Here is a 17,920-nt window from a genome sequence, read left to right as displayed (position 1 = left end):
ATGGCTTCTAAAGACTTAAAATTTAATACAAAAACCATACATGGAGGTCAGCAACCAGACGAAGCTTATGGGGCAGTTATGCCACCCATATATCAAACTTCGACTTATGCGCAAACAACACCAGGTGGTCATAAAGGGTATCAATACTCTAGAAGTGCCAACCCAACAAGAACAGCGTTGGAAAATTCATTGGCAAGCATAGAAGGCGGTGAATTTGGTTTGGCCTTTGGTAGTGGTATTGCCGCTATAGATGCTGTTATTAAATTATTAGAACCAGGTGACGAGGTAATTTCAACAGATGACCTTTACGGTGGATCATATAGAATCTTTAAAAAAATTTTCGAAAAGTTCGGAATCGTTTTTCATTTCGTAAGTATGCAAGGTACTGATGCTGTTCGTGATAAAATAAATTCTAAAACAAAGTTAATTTGGGTAGAGACACCTACTAACCCAATGATGAATATTATAGATATAAAAGCAATAGCAGCATTAACAAAAGATAAAGATATTTTGTTGGCGGTAGATAATACATTTGCTACGCCTTACCTGCAAATGCCTTTAGAGTTAGGTGCAGATATTGTAATGCACTCAGCGACCAAATATCTTGGTGGTCATAGCGATACGGTTGTTGGAGCACTAGTAGTAAAAGACAAAGAACTGGCCGATAAGCTCTACTTTGTACAAAATGCAAGCGGAGCGGTTTGTGGACCTATGGATAGTTTTTTGGTTTTAAGAGGAATAAAAACGCTGCATGTACGTATGCAGCGCCACTGTGAGAATGGCAGGGCAATTGCTTTGTATCTTAAAAGTAATCCGAAAATTGAAAAGGTCTACTGGCCCGGTTTTGAAGACCATCCTAATCATCATATAGCAAAAGAGCAGATGAAAGATTTTGGAGGTATGATTTCGTTTGTGCCTAAAGGTGGTAGTTATGACAATGCAATTAAGATTGTAGAAAGGTTGCAGGTATTTACATTGGCAGAGTCTTTAGGTGGTGTAGAAAGTCTTGCAGGTCATCCTGCAAGTATGACCCATGCAAGTATACCGAAAGAAGAACGACTTAGAAGCGGAGTGGTTGATTCGTTGATCAGATTAAGCGTTGGCATTGAAGATGTTGACGATTTAATAGCAGATTTAGAACAAGCGATAGAATAATTGTCCAAATGTTAAATTATACATAGTAAGAATAGGTAGTTTGTTGTCAAAACAACAATTTTTATCGATTTTTAAAAAAATAAGCTATTGAATTACATAAATAATATAATTTTGACGTTATATTTTGAAATCAATAATTTAAATAAGTTTAAATAGCTTTATGGAGAATAAAATAAAAGCATTTATGGATGAGGTTATCGCCAGAAATGGTCACGAACCAGAATTCATTCAAGCGGTGCAAGAAGTTGCAGAGACTGTTATACCATATATTGCAAATCAGGACATATATAATGGTAAGAACATTCTTTTGAGAATGGTTGAGCCAGAGCGCTTAATTTCTTTCAGAGTGGCGTGGGTTGATGATGATGGCGAAATTCATGTAAATCGTGGCTATAGAATACAAATGAACTCGGCAATAGGCCCGTATAAAGGTGGTTTGCGTTTTCACCCGACCGTAAATGCAAGTATCTTAAAATTCTTGGCTTTTGAACAAGTATTCAAGAACAGTCTTACTACATTGCCAATGGGTGGTGGTAAAGGTGGTTCTGATTTTGATCCTAAAGGAAAATCTGATGATGAGGTTATGCGTTTTTGCCATGCCTTCATGTTAGAATTAAATAGACATATTGGTCCTAATACAGATGTGCCAGCCGGTGATATTGGCGTTGGTGCTCGTGAAATTGGTTTCCTTTTTGGTATGTATAAAAAAATACGTAACGAGTTTACCGGTGTATTGACTGGTAAAGGCCTTTCTTGGGGTGGTTCTAAAATTAGACCAGAAGCTACAGGGTATGGTACTGTGTATTTTGCACAAAGTATGTTGAAAACCAAAAACGAAACGTTCGAGGGTAAGACTGTTGTAATTTCTGGATCAGGAAACGTAGCTCAGTACGCAGCCGAAAAAGCAATTTTATTAGGTTCTACAGTGGTTACACTTTCAGATTCTAGCGGATATATCTATGACAAAGATGGCTTGAACGATGAGAAGCTAGCTTTTGTAATGGATCTTAAGAATAATAGAAGAGGTCGTATTTCTGAGTATATAGATAAATATCCTTCAGCAGAATTTCATAAAGGAAAAACACCTTGGGAAGTAAAATGTGATATCGCATTGCCATGTGCTACCCAAAATGAGCTAAATCAACTAGATGCTAAAAATCTATTGAAAAATGGATGTATGTGTGTTGCAGAAGGTGCTAACATGCCTTGTGATACAGATGCCGTTCATGAATTCAATAATGCAAAAATATTGTTTGCACCTGGTAAAGCTTCAAATGCAGGTGGTGTTGCAACGTCTGGTCTAGAAATGTCTCAGAATTCATTGAGAATTAGCTGGACACGTGAAGAGGTCGATGAGCGTTTAAAAGATATTATGGAAGATATTCATGATTCTTGTATCGAATTCGGTAAAGAAGAAGATGGTTTCTGTAACTATGTAAAAGGAGCCAATATTGCTGGTTTCGTAAAGGTTGCCGATGCAATGTTAGCACAAGGGGTTATCTAGAACCTAAGTTTACTATAATAAACATATGATGCGAGACTCTAAGCTAGGGTCTCGCATTTTTTATGCAAGGTTGTCACCTAAGTACAAACAGCTATCTTTGTTGAAATAGATGTTCTAATATGCAGGTGACTACAAAGGCTATTATATTTTCTGCAATTAAATATGGCGATACAAGTCTTATTGTCAAAGCCTTTACAGCATCAGACGGAATTAAATCATATTTATTGCGAGGGGTGTTATCTTCAAAAAAAGGAAAATTAAAGACAGCGTATTTTCAGCCATTAACACAATTAGAAATTGTTGCCAATCACAAAAACAAAGGCACATTAGAGACGTTGAAAGAAGCGAAGGTTTTTTATCATTACCAAACCTTATATGCAGACATGGCTAAAAATGCCATGACGTTGTTTTTAGCAGAGTTATTGGGCAATAGTATACGAGAAGAAGAAAAAAATGAAGATTTGTTTCAATTTTTAGAAGCATCATTACAATGGCTAGATATGCATAAAGATGTGGCTAATTTTCATCTCTATTTTATGTTGTCGTTGACACGCTTTTTAGGCTTTTATCCAGATGTATATCAGATAGATAAGCCATATTTCGATTTGTTAGAAGGGGAGTTTGCTGCTGTAGAATCGTTGAACCCAATGTTAAGAGGAGAGAATATTTATTACTTCAAGACCTTATTGGGCACAAATTTTGATGCAATGCATACCGTGAAGATGAAGAAAAATAATCGCCAAGAATTACTGAAATCTTTAATCCTTTATTTTGAATTGCATTTACAAGGATTTAGAAAACCAAAGTCGCTTGCCGTTTTAAATGATGTTTTTAATACGTATGTATAAGTATCTATTTATAGTATTTTTTTTATGTTGTTGTTTCGGTAATTCTCAAGAAATTATCGTGCTAGATGCCGATAGTGGTGAAGAGGTTTCCAATGTCGCCGTATACAATAAAGATAAATCTAAGATTGCACTATCGAACTTCGATGGGGTTTTTAATGCCGCTGTATTTACAAGTAAAGAACGCATCACCCTAAAGCATATTGGGTATCAAGAATTTAAAACCACTAAGCTGCAATTGCAAAGACAAGGTAATAGAGCTTATTTAATTATGAAGGCTCAACAGTTAGATGAAGTGGTGATGTCCGTTTCTAAATGGGAACAGCAAAAAAGAGATATACCCAATAGAATAATTTCTTTAGATGCAAGGTCGATTGCATTTTCTGCACCACAAACGGCTGCAGATTTACTTCAAAATAGCGGTAAAGTATTCGTACAAAAAAGCCAAATGGGTGGTGGTAGTCCTATGATCCGTGGGTTTGCCACAAATAGATTGCTATTATCAGTTGATGGAGTAAGAATGAACAACGCTATATTTAGAGGTGGTAATGTTCAAAATGTGATATCTGTTGATCCCTTTACCATTAAGAATACAGAAGTTATTTTTGGTCCGGGTTCGGTTATATATGGTAGTGATGCAATAGGAGGGGTAATGAATTTATACACTAAAAAACCCATGTTGTCTCAAAATGATAGTCTTTTGGTGCAAGGTAATGCAAATTATAGATTTGCATCGGCGAATATGGAAAACACCGTTCATACAGATGTCAATATTGGTAAAAGAATGTGGTCGTCACTCACGAGTATAACGTATAATAATTTTCAAGATTTAAGAATGGGTTCTCATGGTCCTGATTCTTATTTAAGAAATACATACGTACAAACTTTAAATGGCATTGATGAGTTAGTAGAAAATGATTCCCCAAAAAAACAAGTTTCTACAGGTTATAATCAAATGAATTTTATGCAAAAATTCTTGTTTAAACCCAATTCAAAATGGGATTTGAACTTAGGTGCTTACTACACAGAAACATCCAACTATTCTAGATATGATAGATTAATTAGACCATCAAGTGATGGATTAGGGTTGCGATCCGCAGAATGGTATTATGGTCCGCAAAAATGGTTTATGGGAAATGCCCAAGTACAGAAAAAAGGAAATGGAAAGGTGTATGATGGTTTAAAACTAGGTTTGGCATATCAACATTTTGAGGAAAGTAGAATTAATAGAGATTTTCAAGATGAGATAAGAAATACAACCAAAGAGAAAGTAGATGCGGTAAACTTTAATATTGACCTTGAGAATAAGAAAATTGGCGATTTTAGGCTGTATTATGGTACCGAGTATATATATAATAAAGTAAGATCAAATGGTTTTGATTTAAATATTAATACTGACGAAAAATCCGATGCTGCATCACGTTACCCAGATGGCTCAACATGGCAAAGTTTGGCTGGGTATGTAAATGTCGAATACAAAGCAAAGCCTAATTTTACGATTATGTCTGGTTTGCGATATAGCCATGTATGGGTAGACGCTGAATTTGACGATACTTTTTATGATTTTCCGTTTGAGACCGCAGATTTAAGTACAGGGGCATTAACTGGTAGTATAGGTTTCAGTTGGTTTCCAAGAGCGAATCTTCAAGTTACTTTAAATGGATCTACTGGTTTTAGAGCTCCGAATATAGATGACGTCGGTAAAATTTTTGATTCAGAACCTGGGTCGGTGGTCGTGCCAAATACTGATTTAGAGCCAGAGTATGCATATAATGCTGAAATTGGCATTCAGCGAAATATAAATGATAAGGTAATATTAAAGGGTGCGGCGTATTACACGTATTTAGTTGACGCTTTGGTACGCAGAGATTTTAGCTATAATGGAGTTTCTGAAATAGAATATGGTGGCGAGTTAAGTAAAGTACAGGCCATTCAAAATGCAGCTAAAGCCTATGTATATGGCTTTGAGTTTGGTTTAGAGGCATATTTAACGGAGGAATGGTCTCTATCGTCTAACTTGACATTGACAGAGGGTGTAGAAGAGGAGGATGGTGGAATAGAAACCCCTGCAAGACATGCCGCGCCTACTTTTGGAGATTTCCATATCGTATGGAAAAATCAAAGACTACGAACAGATTTATTTTTGAATTATAATGGAGAGATAGCGTATGAAGATCTTGCTATGTCAGAACAGTCTAAAGAGTACATTTATACTACAGATGAAAATGGAAATCCTTTTGCGCCATCTTGGTACACTTTAAATTTTCGTTCTCAATATGATATTACCAATAAATTTAAGTTGACCGCTAGTCTAGAGAATTTAACTGATCAGCGGTATAGAACATATTCTTCTGGCCTAGTTGCGCCAGGGTTAAATATGATTCTTGGTATAGGCTATCAATTTTAAATAAAAAAAGACCCGGTATTAACGGGTCTTTTTAATTTATAAAAAAAAGGATATTGTTAGTGTTTAACCGCCTTTTTTACATCTTCAGCTGTTTGAGCTGCTTTGTCAGCTGCATCATTAGCTGCGTCTTTTACGTCATTACCTGCTTCTTTAGCTGCATCCATAGTATCTTCACCGGCTTCTTTTACTGTTTCAGCAGCATCTTCGGCAGCATCCATTGCATTTTCGCTTGCTTCTTTAGCCGCATCCATTGCGCCTTCGCCAGCTTCTTCTAGATCTTTACCAGCTTCTTTTAATTCTTCACCAGCATTTTCTAATGCAGCACCTGCTTCTTCAGTTGCAGATTTTGCTTTATCGGCAGCATCTCTACATGAAACTGACATACTAAGTGCTAAAATTGCTAATGATCCTAAAATTACTTTTTTCATTTGTGTAAACTTAAATGGTTAATTGTTCATTGTAATATACGTAGAAATTTAACTTTTGGATGTTTATAGTGTTAATAAATCCTTTAATACATGGTTTATAGGTATTTCAGTATACCCAATACACTCCTTTTTGATCAAAATTTTATAATTTTGCAGCCTTTTAAACCTAGTATTATAAGCATTTTGTATGAAGTTCACAGAATATCAAGGATTGAATTTACCAAAGGTCGCAGAAGAAATACTTGACTACTGGTCAAAGAATGCCATTTTTGAAAAAAGTATATCAACTCGCGAGGGTAAAGAAAGTTATGTATTCTATGAAGGTCCGCCGTCAGCAAACGGTATGCCGGGTATTCATCATGTAATGGCTAGAACCATTAAAGATATCTTCCCAAGATACAAAACCATGAAAGGTTTTCAAGTAAAGCGTAAAGCTGGTTGGGACACTCATGGTCTTCCTATTGAACTGGGTGTTGAGAAAGAACTGGGTATTACCAAAGAAGATATCGGAGTTAAAATTTCTGTTGAAGAATATAATGCTGCTTGTAAAAAAGCGGTAATGAGATACACCGATGTTTGGAATTCGATGACCGAACAAGTTGGGTATTGGGTAGATATGGAAGATCCGTATATTACCTATAAGTCCAAATACATGGAAACTGTTTGGTGGTTGTTAAAACAGATATATTCAAAAGATTTAATCTATAAAGGTTATACCATACAGCCATATTCACCAAAGGCTGGAACAGGGTTGAGTTCTCATGAGCTAAATCAACCAGGTACTTATCAAGATGTGACTGATACCACGGTAACTGCTCAGTTTAAAGCTGTCGAAGAAACATTGCCAGATTTCTTACAGAATGAAGGCACAGTATACTTTTTAGCTTGGACGACTACCCCTTGGACCTTACCATCGAATACAGCATTGACCGTAGGTTCTAAAATAGATTATGTTTTAGTTGAATCTTACAATCAGTACACTTTTGAGCCTATGAATGTTGTTCTAGCCAAAAATTTGGTAGGCAAACAATTCTCTGGTAAGTTCAAAGAAGTATCAGAGAAATCTGAATTATTGGAGTACAAATCTGGGGATAAAAAAATTCCTTTCTATGTAGTTAAGGAATTCAAAGGCAAAGATTTATTGGGTGTTCGTTATGAACAGTTAATGGATTATGTGCTTCCATATGAAAATGCAGAAAATGCATTTAGAATTATTGCAGGTGATTTTGTAACTACTGAAGATGGTACGGGTATCGTACATACGGCTCCAACTTTTGGTGCGGACGATGCTTTTGTAGCCAAGCAGGCAGTTCCTGAAATACCACCAATGTTAGTGTTAGACGAAAATGCAAACTTGGTTCCACTGGTTGATCTGCAAGGTAGGTTTAGACCAGAATTAAAAGAATTAGGTGGTAAGTATGTTAAGAACGAATATTATGAAGATGGTGAAGCGCCAGAGCGTTCTATAGACGTTGAAATTGCCATTAAGTTAAAAGAAGAGAATAAAGCTTTTAAGGTTGAGAAATATGTGCACAGTTACCCGAACTGCTGGCGTACAGATAAGCCAATATTATATTATCCGTTAGATTCATGGTTCATTAAAGTGACCGATGTAAAGGATAAAATGTTTGAGTTGAACCAAACTATTAACTGGAAACCGAAAGCAACTGGTGAAGGTAGATTTGGCAATTGGTTGGCAAATGCAAATGATTGGAACCTTTCTAGGTCTAGGTATTGGGGTATTCCTCTGCCAATCTGGAGAACAGAAGACGGTAAAGAAGAAATAATCATAGGTTCCGTTGCAGAGTTGAAGTCAGAAATGGCAAAAGCGGTTGAAGCAGGAGTATTGGAAAAAGATATCTATGCAGATTTCGTAGTTGACGATATGTCTGATGAGAACTACGATAAAATAGATTTACATAAGAATATAGTTGATCAGATTACATTGTTATCCGCATCAGGAAAACCGATGAAGCGTGAAAGTGATCTAATCGATGTTTGGTTCGATAGTGGTTCTATGCCTTATGCTCAATGGCATTACCCATTTGAAAATAAAGAATTGATAGATGAAGGAAAAACATTTCCTGCAGATTTCATAGCAGAAGGCGTCGATCAAACACGTGGCTGGTTTTATACCTTACACGCAATTGCAACTATGGTTTTTGATTCTGTTGCGTATAAAAATGTAGTTTCTAACGGACTCGTTTTAGACAAGGACGGTAAGAAAATGTCAAAGCGATTAGGCAATGCCGTAGATCCTTTTGAAACGATGAACGAGCACGGTGCAGATGCTACAAGATGGTATATGATCAGTAATGCCAACCCTTGGGATAACCTAAAGTTCGATACGGAAGGCATCGCAGAGGTAAAACGCAAGTTCTTTGGTACTTTGTATAATACCTATTCCTTTTTCGGACTATATGCGAACTTAGATAAGTTTACCTATTCTGAGGCCGATGTGCCGATGGCAGAACGTACAGAAATAGACCGTTGGATTTTATCAGAATTAAATTCATTGATAAAAACTGTAGATACGGCATACAACGAGTATGAACCAACACGTGCTGCAAGAGCAATATCAGATTTTGTTCAAGAGAACCTAAGTAACTGGTATGTTCGTTTGTGTAGAAGACGTTTCTGGAAAGGAGAATATGCTCAAGATAAAATTGCGGCGTACCAAACCTTATATACATGTTTAGATATCGTTGCAAAATTATCTGCACCGATTGCACCATTTTTCATGGATCAATTGTATTTAGATTTGAATAAAGCTACGGTAAAAGATGGTTTTGAAAGTGTGCATTTGGCAGATTTCCCAGTTGCAGATGAATCACTTATTGATAAAAGCTTAGAAGTTAAAATGCAGAAAGCGCAAATAATTTCTTCGTTGGTGTTATCAATCCGTCAGAAAGAGAAGATAAAAGTGCGTCAGCCGTTACAGAAAATAATGATTCCGGTGTTAGATGATACGGACAGAGAAGAAATTGAAGCAGTATCAGAATTAATTAAATCTGAAGTTAATGTTAAGGAAATTCAGCTACTAGATGATGCGTCAGGAATATTGGTTAAGCGTATTAAGCCTAATTTCAAGACTTTAGGTCCGAAATTTGGAAAAGAAATGAAGCAAATTGCTCAAGTTGTCAACGGTTTTGACCAGAACGATATCCAAAAAATTGAGCAGGATGGCGAATTAACAATCCAATTAGAAAATAAAAGTATTACTTTACAGTTACAGGATGTAGAAATCTCTTCCCAAGATATTGAAGGTTGGATGGTAGCAACCTCTGGAAAATTAACTGTTGCCTTAGATGTAACAATCAATGAAGAGTTGAGAAATGAAGGAGTTGCAAGAGAGTTGGTCAATAGAATTCAGAATATTAGAAAAGATTCTGGTTTTGAGGTGACAGATAAAATTGCAATCGATATATTAAAAGACGGTTTTGTTGAAGTTGCTGTAAAAAATAATATTGAGTATATTAAAACAGAGACTTTAACGGCAGAATTAAATTTTGTAGAAAAATTGGACAGAGGCATAGAAATTGCTTTTGACGAGGTGAACACTAAATTGTTTATTGAAAAACATTAAGAGATGGCAGAAGATTTAAAAGTAAGGTATTCTGATAAAGATTTGGCAGAATTCAAAGTATTGATCGAAGAGAAGATAGAAAAGGCAAAAAGCCATTTAGAGCTTTTGAAAAGTGCTTATATGAACGATGGTAATAACGGTACCGATGATACGTCGCCCACCTTTAAGGCATTTGAAGAAGGTTCAGAGACAATGAGCAAAGAGGCGAATACGCAATTGGCTATTAGGCAAGAAAAGTTTATTCGTGACCTTAAGAATGCTTTATTACGTATAGAGAATAAGACCTTTGGTATATGTCGTGTTACAGGTAAATTAATCAATAAAGAGCGATTAAAACTTGTGCCACATGCTACATTAAGTATTGAAGCTAAAAATATGCAGTCATAATTAAAACGCCTTAAGGGGCGTTTTTTAATAACTTTTATTTTGAAAGTTTCCCTGTTATGTTTCGTTCTTTTACTCTCTGTTGGGCTTACTGCTCAAAAGAAGATGTATAAGAATATTTTGGCAGATCATATCAGTTTAATTCAGGTAGATGCTACTAACTGCTTTGTTATTGAAGTACAAACGAACAAGAGTAATGAAATTAGCATTGTTGCAGAAATGGAGGGCGAATATAGCCAAGACTTAGATTTAGAAGTCTCAACTAATGGTTCTACGATTATGGTTGAAACAGGCTTTACTCCGAATTTTGAGAATCCTAATGATAAATTAAGTGCACATAAAGTAGTTTCGATTTTATTGAAATTGATAGTCCCTTCTTATAAAAACCTAGAAATCTATGGTACAAATGCTAGGGTAGTTCTAGATGGCGAGTATAATAAAATACATGTATCATTATCGGATGGTACTTGTGTACTGAATGATATAGTAGCTCAAGCTGAAATAAAATCTCAAAGTGGTAGTATAGAGGTCTATTCAACAGCAGCTAGTATTGACGCTACTAGTAAGTATGGAAAGGTTTCTGAGAATATAATACCAGAAGGAAATTCGTTATTTAAGTTAGAAACCATTACAGGGAATATTGATCTCACTAAAACCGAATAATATTTATATTTTTGCGCTCATTGATGAAAGCCCATGAACATTAAAAAATCTGTACTATTTATTCTGTTGATATTAATTATTGATCAATGGAGTAAGATTTATATAAAGACCCATTTTGTTTTGGGTGAGTCGGTTGAGGTATTTAACTGGTTTAAAATTCTATTCATTGAAAATGAGGGTGCGGCTTGGGGAGCAAAACTAAGTGATGTATTGCCTATTTCTGATAATATCGGAAAATTGGTATTAACGGTATTTAGATTATTTGCCATTTTTGGTATAGGGTATTGGTTATTAGATGTCATTAAGAAAAAGGCATCGAACACATTAATTTGGGCTGTTTCATTAATTTTTGCCGGAGCATTAGGTAATATATTGGACTCCGTTTTTTACGGCGCTATTTTTAATGAAAGTTATAATGAAGTAGCAACGCTATTTTCTGATGAGCCTTATGGTAAATTATTTTATGGTAAGGTAGTAGATATGTTGTACTTTCCAATGGTAGATTCTACCTGGCCCACTTGGATGCCAATGGTAGGCGGACAGAATTTTAGATTCTTTGAACCTGTTTTTAATATTGCAGATACAGCAATAAGTACAGGTGTGGGTATATTACTAGTTTTTAATAAAAGAGCATTTAATAGAGAAGAAGAAACGCCAAATCAAGAGAGTGAGCATCTACAAAATCAGGATGTTTTAAAGGAATAGGTTTTAATAGGTGTAACGCAATAATCAAGAGGTATATCTGTGGCGTCAACATCATCGATACAATGTTCAGCTTCAAAGAAAGATAAACCGATTTTTATCACGTCTTCTTTACAATCACTTAGAAATCGGTCATAATATCCTTTTCCATAGCCTATTCTATTCCCTAGCTCATCAAACGCTAAAAGTGGAATAAAAACAACATCCAATTTTTTAGGTTCAATAGTAATGCCGTCAATAGGTTCGGGTATATTTAGACTGTTTGTAGTAAATTTTGTGTTATCGGTAAGTAGATAATGTTCTAATTCGGTAGAAGATTTAATTTTCGGAACGATAACATTTTTATCTAAACCAAGAAGTATCGAGATGATACCTTCTGTGTTGATTTCAGCCTTTTGTTCAATAGGTATAAAAATGTGAAAATATGAATTACTCCATATGGGCAATTGTAAAACTGAATTGGCAATTGCTATACTTTGAGAAGATATTTGAGACGATGTAAGGGAACTACGTAGCTTTGAATATTTTATGCGTAAATCTTTCTTCAACATAATGAAGTGATTTTAGCACAATGATATTTCATATTATTCTTTACCTGCAACAGCAAAAAATACCTTGAAAAATAACATTAAAATAAGGTATGTTCCTAAAGTGATGATATAACTATCCATAAAATTTGTTTTGTAAATGAGCCAATAATTGTTGTTGTTGCGTTAAAAATAGGTAAAATAATTAATATTAGCTCTTTGAAATGCACTTTTTTATCGTTGAAATGCACTTTTTTACAAAAAAATTAACAGTTTCATTTATACAAAATAACATAGGAATGGTTAATTAATTGAAAATCAAATATTTAAATACATATATGTATTTTGGAATTATCGATGTTATAATTTGAATATCATAAAATTATTTATTAGAAAAATTATAGACCATAATAATATGATATTCATAATTGTTCAAAAATGATTGTAATTATAATTATCTAGAATGGAGTAATTCGAAATGGCTTTTATATATTAATTTAGTAGCATTGAATTATGACGGAAATCCCCTTGAATATACAGCTAAGTGCTTTGCCTACCGATCCGGGGGTGTATCAGTTTTATGACAGTAATGACAGCATTCTATATGTAGGTAAGGCAAAGAACTTAAAGAAGCGAGTTTCTTCATATTTCAATAAGAATCATGAGTATGGTAAAACCCGAGTTTTAGTCAAAAAGATTCGAGCTATAAAGCATATAGTTGTGCCAACTGAGTCAGATGCCCTTTTACTGGAGAACAACTTAATAAAGGAATTAAGACCGAGGTATAACGTGTTGTTAAAGGACGATAAGTCATACCCATGGCTGTGTCTTAAGAACGAAAGGTTTCCTAGGTTTTTTCCAACCCGAAGAGTCATCAAAGATGGTTCTGAATATTTTGGTCCGTATACAAGTATGAAAACGGTAAGAGTGCTTTTAGATTTGATTAAAAGTGTTTATCCGTTAAGAACATGTAATTATGATTTGTCGGCAGAGAAAATTAATGCGGGTAAATATAAAGTGTGTTTAGAATATCACTTAGGCAATTGTAAAGGACCATGTGAAGGATATCAATCTATAAATGAATATGATCGTCAAATAGATGATATACGTGAGATTGTAAAAGGTAATTTTAAATCATCGATCACCTATTTCAAAAGTCAGATGAAAGCATTGGCAGAAGAAATGAGGTTTGAAGAAGCGCAAGAAATAAAGGATAAGATAGATGTTTTAGAAAACTATCAGGTGAAATCCACTATTGTAAACCCGAAGATCAGTAATGTTGATGTATTCAGTATAATTTCAGACAATGCTTTCGCCTATGTAAATTTTCTTCAGCTGGCACATGGATCAATAATAAGGTCTCATACAATGGAGATTAAGAAGAAGCTTGAAGAGAAAGATGAAGATCTTTTAGAATTGGCTATAGTTGAAATAAGAGATCGCTTTAAGTCAGATTCAAAGGAGCTTTACGTACCTTTTAATATAGCCGTATCGCCAGGGTTAAAAGTAACTGTCCCAAAATTGGGAGATAAAAAGCGAATTTTAGATTTGTCTGAGCGTAATGCTAAATTCTTTAGGCAAGAACGATTTAATCAAATTAAAATCATTGATCCAGATCGTCATACCAATAGGATAATGGCGCAAATGAAAAAAGATATTAGGTTATCTGCCGAACCTAGACATATAGAGTGTTTTGATAATAGTAATATTCAAGGTAGCAATCCTGTAGCGGCATGTGTGGTATTTAGAGATGGAAAACCATCTAAAAAAGAGTATAGACATTATAATATTAAAACAGTAACTGGTCCAGATGATTTTGCATCAATGGAAGAAGTCGTGTACCGTAGGTATAAAAGATTACAAGAAGAAATGCAACCATTGCCTCAGTTAATTGTCATTGATGGTGGAAAGGGTCAATTATCTTCGGCTTTAAAAAGTTTAGATTTATTAGGGTTAAGAGGTAAAATTGCTATCATAGGTATAGCAAAACGATTAGAGGAGATTTATTTTCCAGAAGACCCTATACCTTTGTATTTAGATAAGAAATCTGAAAGTCTTAAAATAATTCAATACTTACGGAATGAAGCCCATAGATTTGGGATAACATTTCATAGAAATAAAAGAAGTAAAGGAGCTATTAATTCTGAATTGGAAGGTATAGATGGTGTTGGCGAAAAAACTGCGCAGCAATTATTAAAGAAATTTAAATCGGTAAAACGAATTAAAGAAGCTTCTGTAGAGAGTTTAAGTGAAGAAGTGGGTGCTTCAAAAGCAAAAAAGATATATGAATCTTTTCGTAAAGATTAATTTAGGTAGAATACCAATGGTGTTGTCGGTACTTTTAATAAGTGCTGGTTCTTTGATTGCTCAAAATAAAGAGAAAAAGAATAAGCCTAAAATAGGGTTAGTGTTAAGTGGCGGCGGTGCAAAAGGCATGGCGCACATAGGTGCGTTGAAAGTTATCGAAGAGACCGGTGTTGAAATCGACTATATAGGTGGTTCTAGTATGGGTGCCATAGTTGGTGCGCTATACGCAGCAGGTTACACTGCAAACGAGTTAGATTCTATTTTTAAAGCTACAAATATTGGGTCGTTAATTCAAGACAATTTACCCCGTAGCGCTAAAACCTTTTATGAAAAAGAAGATTCGGAGCGGTATGCACTAACATTGCCGTTCAAGAATTTTAAAGTTACGGTACCTCCTGCATTTTCGGGCGGGCAGAATATATATAATGAGTTTGTTCGGTTATTATATCATGTAAAAGATATAGATGATTTTAATATGTTGCCAACTCCGTTTGTCTGCATAGCGACCGATATTGAAACAGGTAAACAAGTAATTTTAAATTCAGGATATCTACCAGAGGCTATATTGGCCAGTGGAACATTGCCATCTCTTTTTGAGCCTACAGTCATTAATGATAAAGTATTGATAGATGGTGGTGTGGTTAATAATTACCCAATCGACGAGGTTAGGGCAATGGGCGCCGATATTATAATCGGGGTAGATGTTCAGCATGATTTATCTGACAGGGAAGCGTTGTTGTCTGCAACTGAAATATTATTGCAAATTAATAATTACCGTACAGTGGCAGATATGGAAATTAAGTCTAAAAAGACCGATATTTATATTAAGCCAAATATAGAAGAGTACTCCGTATTAGACTTCAATAGCTTGAGCGAAATTATTAAAACTGGTGAAGACGCTGCAAATTTAAAAATTAACGAGCTAAGTGAGCTTGCAACTGGTTATAAGAAGAGTAAAAATTCAATTTCTGTAATTGAGGCAGATGAAAAGCTTACAATAAATAGGTTGTTAATTGATGGTAATACTGTTCATACTAGAGGTTATGTAAAAGGTAAGTTGCGATTTAATTTAGATGAGCCAATTGACTTCAAAAAATTGCAACAAGGTATTAGTAATTTATCTGCAACAGGTAATTTTAGAACCATCAAATATAAATTGCTTGATAATTTTAATGGTGGGGAAGATTTGATTCTGCCTTTAGATGAAACAAGAAATACGTCCTTTTTGAGGTTAGGGGCACATTTTGATGATTTGTATAAAAGTGCTGCTCTAATAAATCTTACAAAACGTAGAATTTTTTCAAAAGATGATGTGGCATCTCTTGATCTTATTTTGGGTGATAATATCAGATATAATTTTGAATATTATTTGGATAAAGGATCCTATTGGAGTTTTGGGATAAATTCTAGATTTAATGATTTTGAGCAAGAAATTAATTTCGGTTTAATAGAGGATAATTTTGAAGTAGGGACAGAAACGACACTTAATAGAATTAATTTAAACGTGTCTGACTTTACAAATCAACTATATATACAAACAGTAGTCAAAGAAGAGTTTGCGTTTACCCTCGGTGGAGAATTTAAACATTTGCAATATAGCACTAGAACCTTTGGTGATACTCCTGGTGTTGTTACGCCGGGTACTACAGCTAGCAATGGTAGAACATATTTTGAAAGAAGTAATTATATAAGCGCGTTTGGATCATTGAAATTAGATACGTACGACGATAAATATTTTCCGTCTAGAGGGCTTTATTTCAATGGCGATATGCATTATTATGTATTGTCTTCAGATTACAATAATAATTTTAAAGATTTTTCTATTTCCAAAGCTCGTATGGGTATGGCAATGCCCTTGATTAAGAATCTTTCTGTTAATTTAGAAACAGAAGGTGGATTTAAATTAGGGACTTCTAATGTTACCTCTTTTGATTTTCTTCTCGGAGGTTATGGTACAGATTTCATAAATAATTTTGTCCCATTCATTGGGTATGACTTTATTAGTCTGCCAGGCAACAGTTATGTAAAAGCATATGCGAGGTTGGATTATGAATTTGCCAAAAAGAACCATGCTTTGTTCACTGCAAATTTTGCAAATGTAGATGATGATATTTTTAGAACAGGAGATTGGTTTAAGGCGCCTACATATTCAGGTTATGGAATTGGTTTTGGTTGGGAGTCTTTTTTGGGTCCAATCAACCTAATGTATTCTTGGACTCCTGAAATTGACAAATCACAATTTTTTGTAAGTGTAGGTTACTGGTTTTAATTCTGGTAAAATCAAATATTCAAATAGAAAAAGGGACCTAAAAGGGCTTCTTTTCTTAATAGTTTCCCAAATATTAATTAGAAGTGTGAATAACTGTTAAGGTTATCATTAAAGTAAGTTAAACAGTACCATGGGTAGAATAATGTGCCTTAAATTTACACCAGCTAAGGGGTGGTTCCCTTACAACTTTAAGTAGTGGTTTTTCATAATTTAAAGTTTGGTTGGTTATTTAGGAAAAGCCCAGTTTTTAAGCTGGGCTTTTTTTATACAACAATACTTTGGAATAAATTTTGTTTAAGATATTGTAATGAAAGTTATAGCGTATTATCTATGACTATTTTTGCTTTAAAATACGGACTATGAAAAAACTATTTTTATTCGCCCTTATCTTAACATATTTTGGTGTCCAAGGTCAAAGTTCACAGTCGGCCTTTAAGACAGGAGAATGGTTGAAGTTTAGAATGCATTATGGTTTTTTAAATGCAAGTTATGCTACGCTACAAGTAAATTCTGCGACTATAGACGATAAATCTGTATATCATGTAGTTGGTCATGGTGAAACAACAGGTGTAGCCAGTTGGTTTTTTAAGGTAGACGATACCTATGAAAGTTATTTTGATAAGCAAGATGGCAAACCATATAGGTTCGTTCGTAAAATTAATGAAGGTGGTTATAAGAAAGATGTTGAAATAAACTTTGATCATGACGCATCTAAAGCAGAACTTAATGACAAGAAAAACAAGAAAAAGCTTAATTTTACATTAGAGAACAATATACAGGATTTAATATCCGCTTTTTATTTTTTAAGGAACAACTATAAAATAGAAGACCTTAAAGTAGGAAAAGCGATTACCCTGAAAATGCTTTATGACGATGATGGTATTTTCGACTTTAAACTTAAATATTTAGGTATAGAAGTCGTAAACACAAAATATGGTAAAGTAGAATGCTTGAAATTTAGACCTTTAGTTCAATCTGGACGTGTATTTAAAGAGCAAGAAAGTTTATCATTATGGGTTTCGAACGATGACAATCGAATTCCTATTAGAATTAAAGCAGATTTAGCCGTAGGTGCTATAAAAGCAGATATTGATGGGTATAATGGTCTTAAGCATCAGTTTAAAATTATAATGGATTAGACCC

13 protein-coding genes are annotated in these 17,920 nt (G+C 34.5%); 11 read left to right on the top strand and 2 right to left on the bottom strand.

Going from position 1 to position 17,920, the window contains the following annotated elements; all coding sequences use genetic code 11:
• The 4 genes from DFQ03_RS15585 to DFQ03_RS15570 all read left to right on the top strand — a co-directional run bounded on the left by DFQ03_RS15585 (position 1) and on the right by DFQ03_RS15570 (position 5,911).
• Complete coding sequence (locus DFQ03_RS15585) at positions 1–1,155, top strand: cystathionine gamma-synthase (protein ID WP_133674171.1); 1,155 nt, start codon at positions 1–3, stop codon at positions 1,153–1,155.
• A gap of 160 nt (positions 1,156–1,315) precedes the next feature.
• Positions 1,316–2,659 carry an NADP-specific glutamate dehydrogenase gene (gene gdhA, locus DFQ03_RS15580; protein WP_133674170.1) on the top strand — a complete coding sequence of 448 codons (1,344 nt, stop codon included), beginning with the start codon at positions 1,316–1,318 and terminating at the stop codon, positions 2,657–2,659.
• Positions 2,660–2,778: 119 nt separating this feature from the next.
• Positions 2,779–3,507: a DNA repair protein RecO gene (gene recO / locus DFQ03_RS15575; RefSeq protein ID WP_133674169.1), complete on the top strand. Its 729-nt coding sequence runs from the start codon at positions 2,779–2,781 to the stop codon at positions 3,505–3,507.
• Entirely contained in the window at positions 3,500–5,911 is a 2,412-nt protein-coding gene (locus DFQ03_RS15570) for a TonB-dependent receptor plug domain-containing protein (protein ID WP_243834520.1), read from the top strand. Before recO ends, DFQ03_RS15570 begins: the two co-directional genes overlap by 8 nt.
• 56 nt (positions 5,912–5,967) lie before the next feature.
• On the opposite strand, the gene DFQ03_RS15565 is transcribed toward DFQ03_RS15570, so the two are convergent.
• A complete protein-coding gene (locus DFQ03_RS15565) occupies positions 5,968–6,339 on the bottom strand; it encodes a hypothetical protein (RefSeq protein ID WP_133674167.1) in 372 nt (123 codons plus the stop codon).
• Positions 6,340–6,526: 187 nt separating this feature from the next.
• On the opposite strand from DFQ03_RS15565, the gene ileS reads away from it, so the two are divergent.
• The 4 genes from ileS to DFQ03_RS15545 all read left to right on the top strand — a co-directional run bounded on the left by ileS (position 6,527) and on the right by DFQ03_RS15545 (position 11,677).
• Positions 6,527–9,925 carry an isoleucine--tRNA ligase gene (ileS, locus tag DFQ03_RS15560; RefSeq protein WP_133674166.1) on the top strand — a complete coding sequence of 1,133 codons (3,399 nt, stop codon included), beginning with the start codon at positions 6,527–6,529 and terminating at the stop codon, positions 9,923–9,925.
• Between the two features lie 3 nt (positions 9,926–9,928).
• Positions 9,929–10,312: a TraR/DksA family transcriptional regulator gene (locus DFQ03_RS15555; protein ID WP_133674165.1), complete on the top strand. Its 384-nt coding sequence runs from the start codon at positions 9,929–9,931 to the stop codon at positions 10,310–10,312.
• Positions 10,313–10,414: 102 nt separating this feature from the next.
• Positions 10,415–10,972: a DUF4097 family beta strand repeat-containing protein gene (locus DFQ03_RS15550; RefSeq protein ID WP_133674164.1), complete on the top strand. Its 558-nt coding sequence runs from the start codon at positions 10,415–10,417 to the stop codon at positions 10,970–10,972.
• Between the two features lie 33 nt (positions 10,973–11,005).
• Positions 11,006–11,677 carry a lipoprotein signal peptidase gene (locus DFQ03_RS15545; protein ID WP_133674163.1) on the top strand — a complete coding sequence of 224 codons (672 nt, stop codon included), beginning with the start codon at positions 11,006–11,008 and terminating at the stop codon, positions 11,675–11,677.
• Here DFQ03_RS15545 and DFQ03_RS15540 read toward each other — a convergent pair.
• Positions 11,656–12,225: a 5-formyltetrahydrofolate cyclo-ligase gene (locus tag DFQ03_RS15540; protein WP_133674162.1), complete on the bottom strand. Its 570-nt coding sequence runs from the start codon at positions 12,223–12,225 to the stop codon at positions 11,656–11,658. The genes DFQ03_RS15545 and DFQ03_RS15540 overlap by 22 nt on opposite strands.
• Before the next feature lie 489 nt (positions 12,226–12,714).
• On the opposite strand from DFQ03_RS15540, the gene uvrC reads away from it, so the two are divergent.
• From uvrC to DFQ03_RS15525, 3 genes are all read left to right on the top strand, one after another.
• Entirely contained in the window at positions 12,715–14,508 is a 1,794-nt protein-coding gene (gene uvrC / locus DFQ03_RS15535) for an excinuclease ABC subunit UvrC (RefSeq protein WP_133674161.1), read from the top strand.
• A complete protein-coding gene (locus DFQ03_RS15530) occupies positions 14,486–16,777 on the top strand; it encodes a patatin-like phospholipase family protein (RefSeq protein WP_166637483.1) in 2,292 nt (763 codons plus the stop codon). Before uvrC ends, DFQ03_RS15530 begins: the two co-directional genes overlap by 23 nt.
• Positions 16,778–17,136: 359 nt before the next feature.
• Positions 17,137–17,916, top strand: a complete 780-nt coding sequence (locus DFQ03_RS15525; RefSeq protein ID WP_133674160.1) for a DUF3108 domain-containing protein — start codon at positions 17,137–17,139, stop codon at positions 17,914–17,916.
• Positions 17,917–17,920: the final 4 nt, after the last annotated feature.

Source organism: Maribacter caenipelagi, assembly GCF_004364175.1.
GTDB classification, from domain to species: Bacteria; Bacteroidota; Bacteroidia; order Flavobacteriales; family Flavobacteriaceae; genus Maribacter; species Maribacter caenipelagi.
This window is presented reverse-complemented; position numbering and strand designations above follow the sequence as displayed.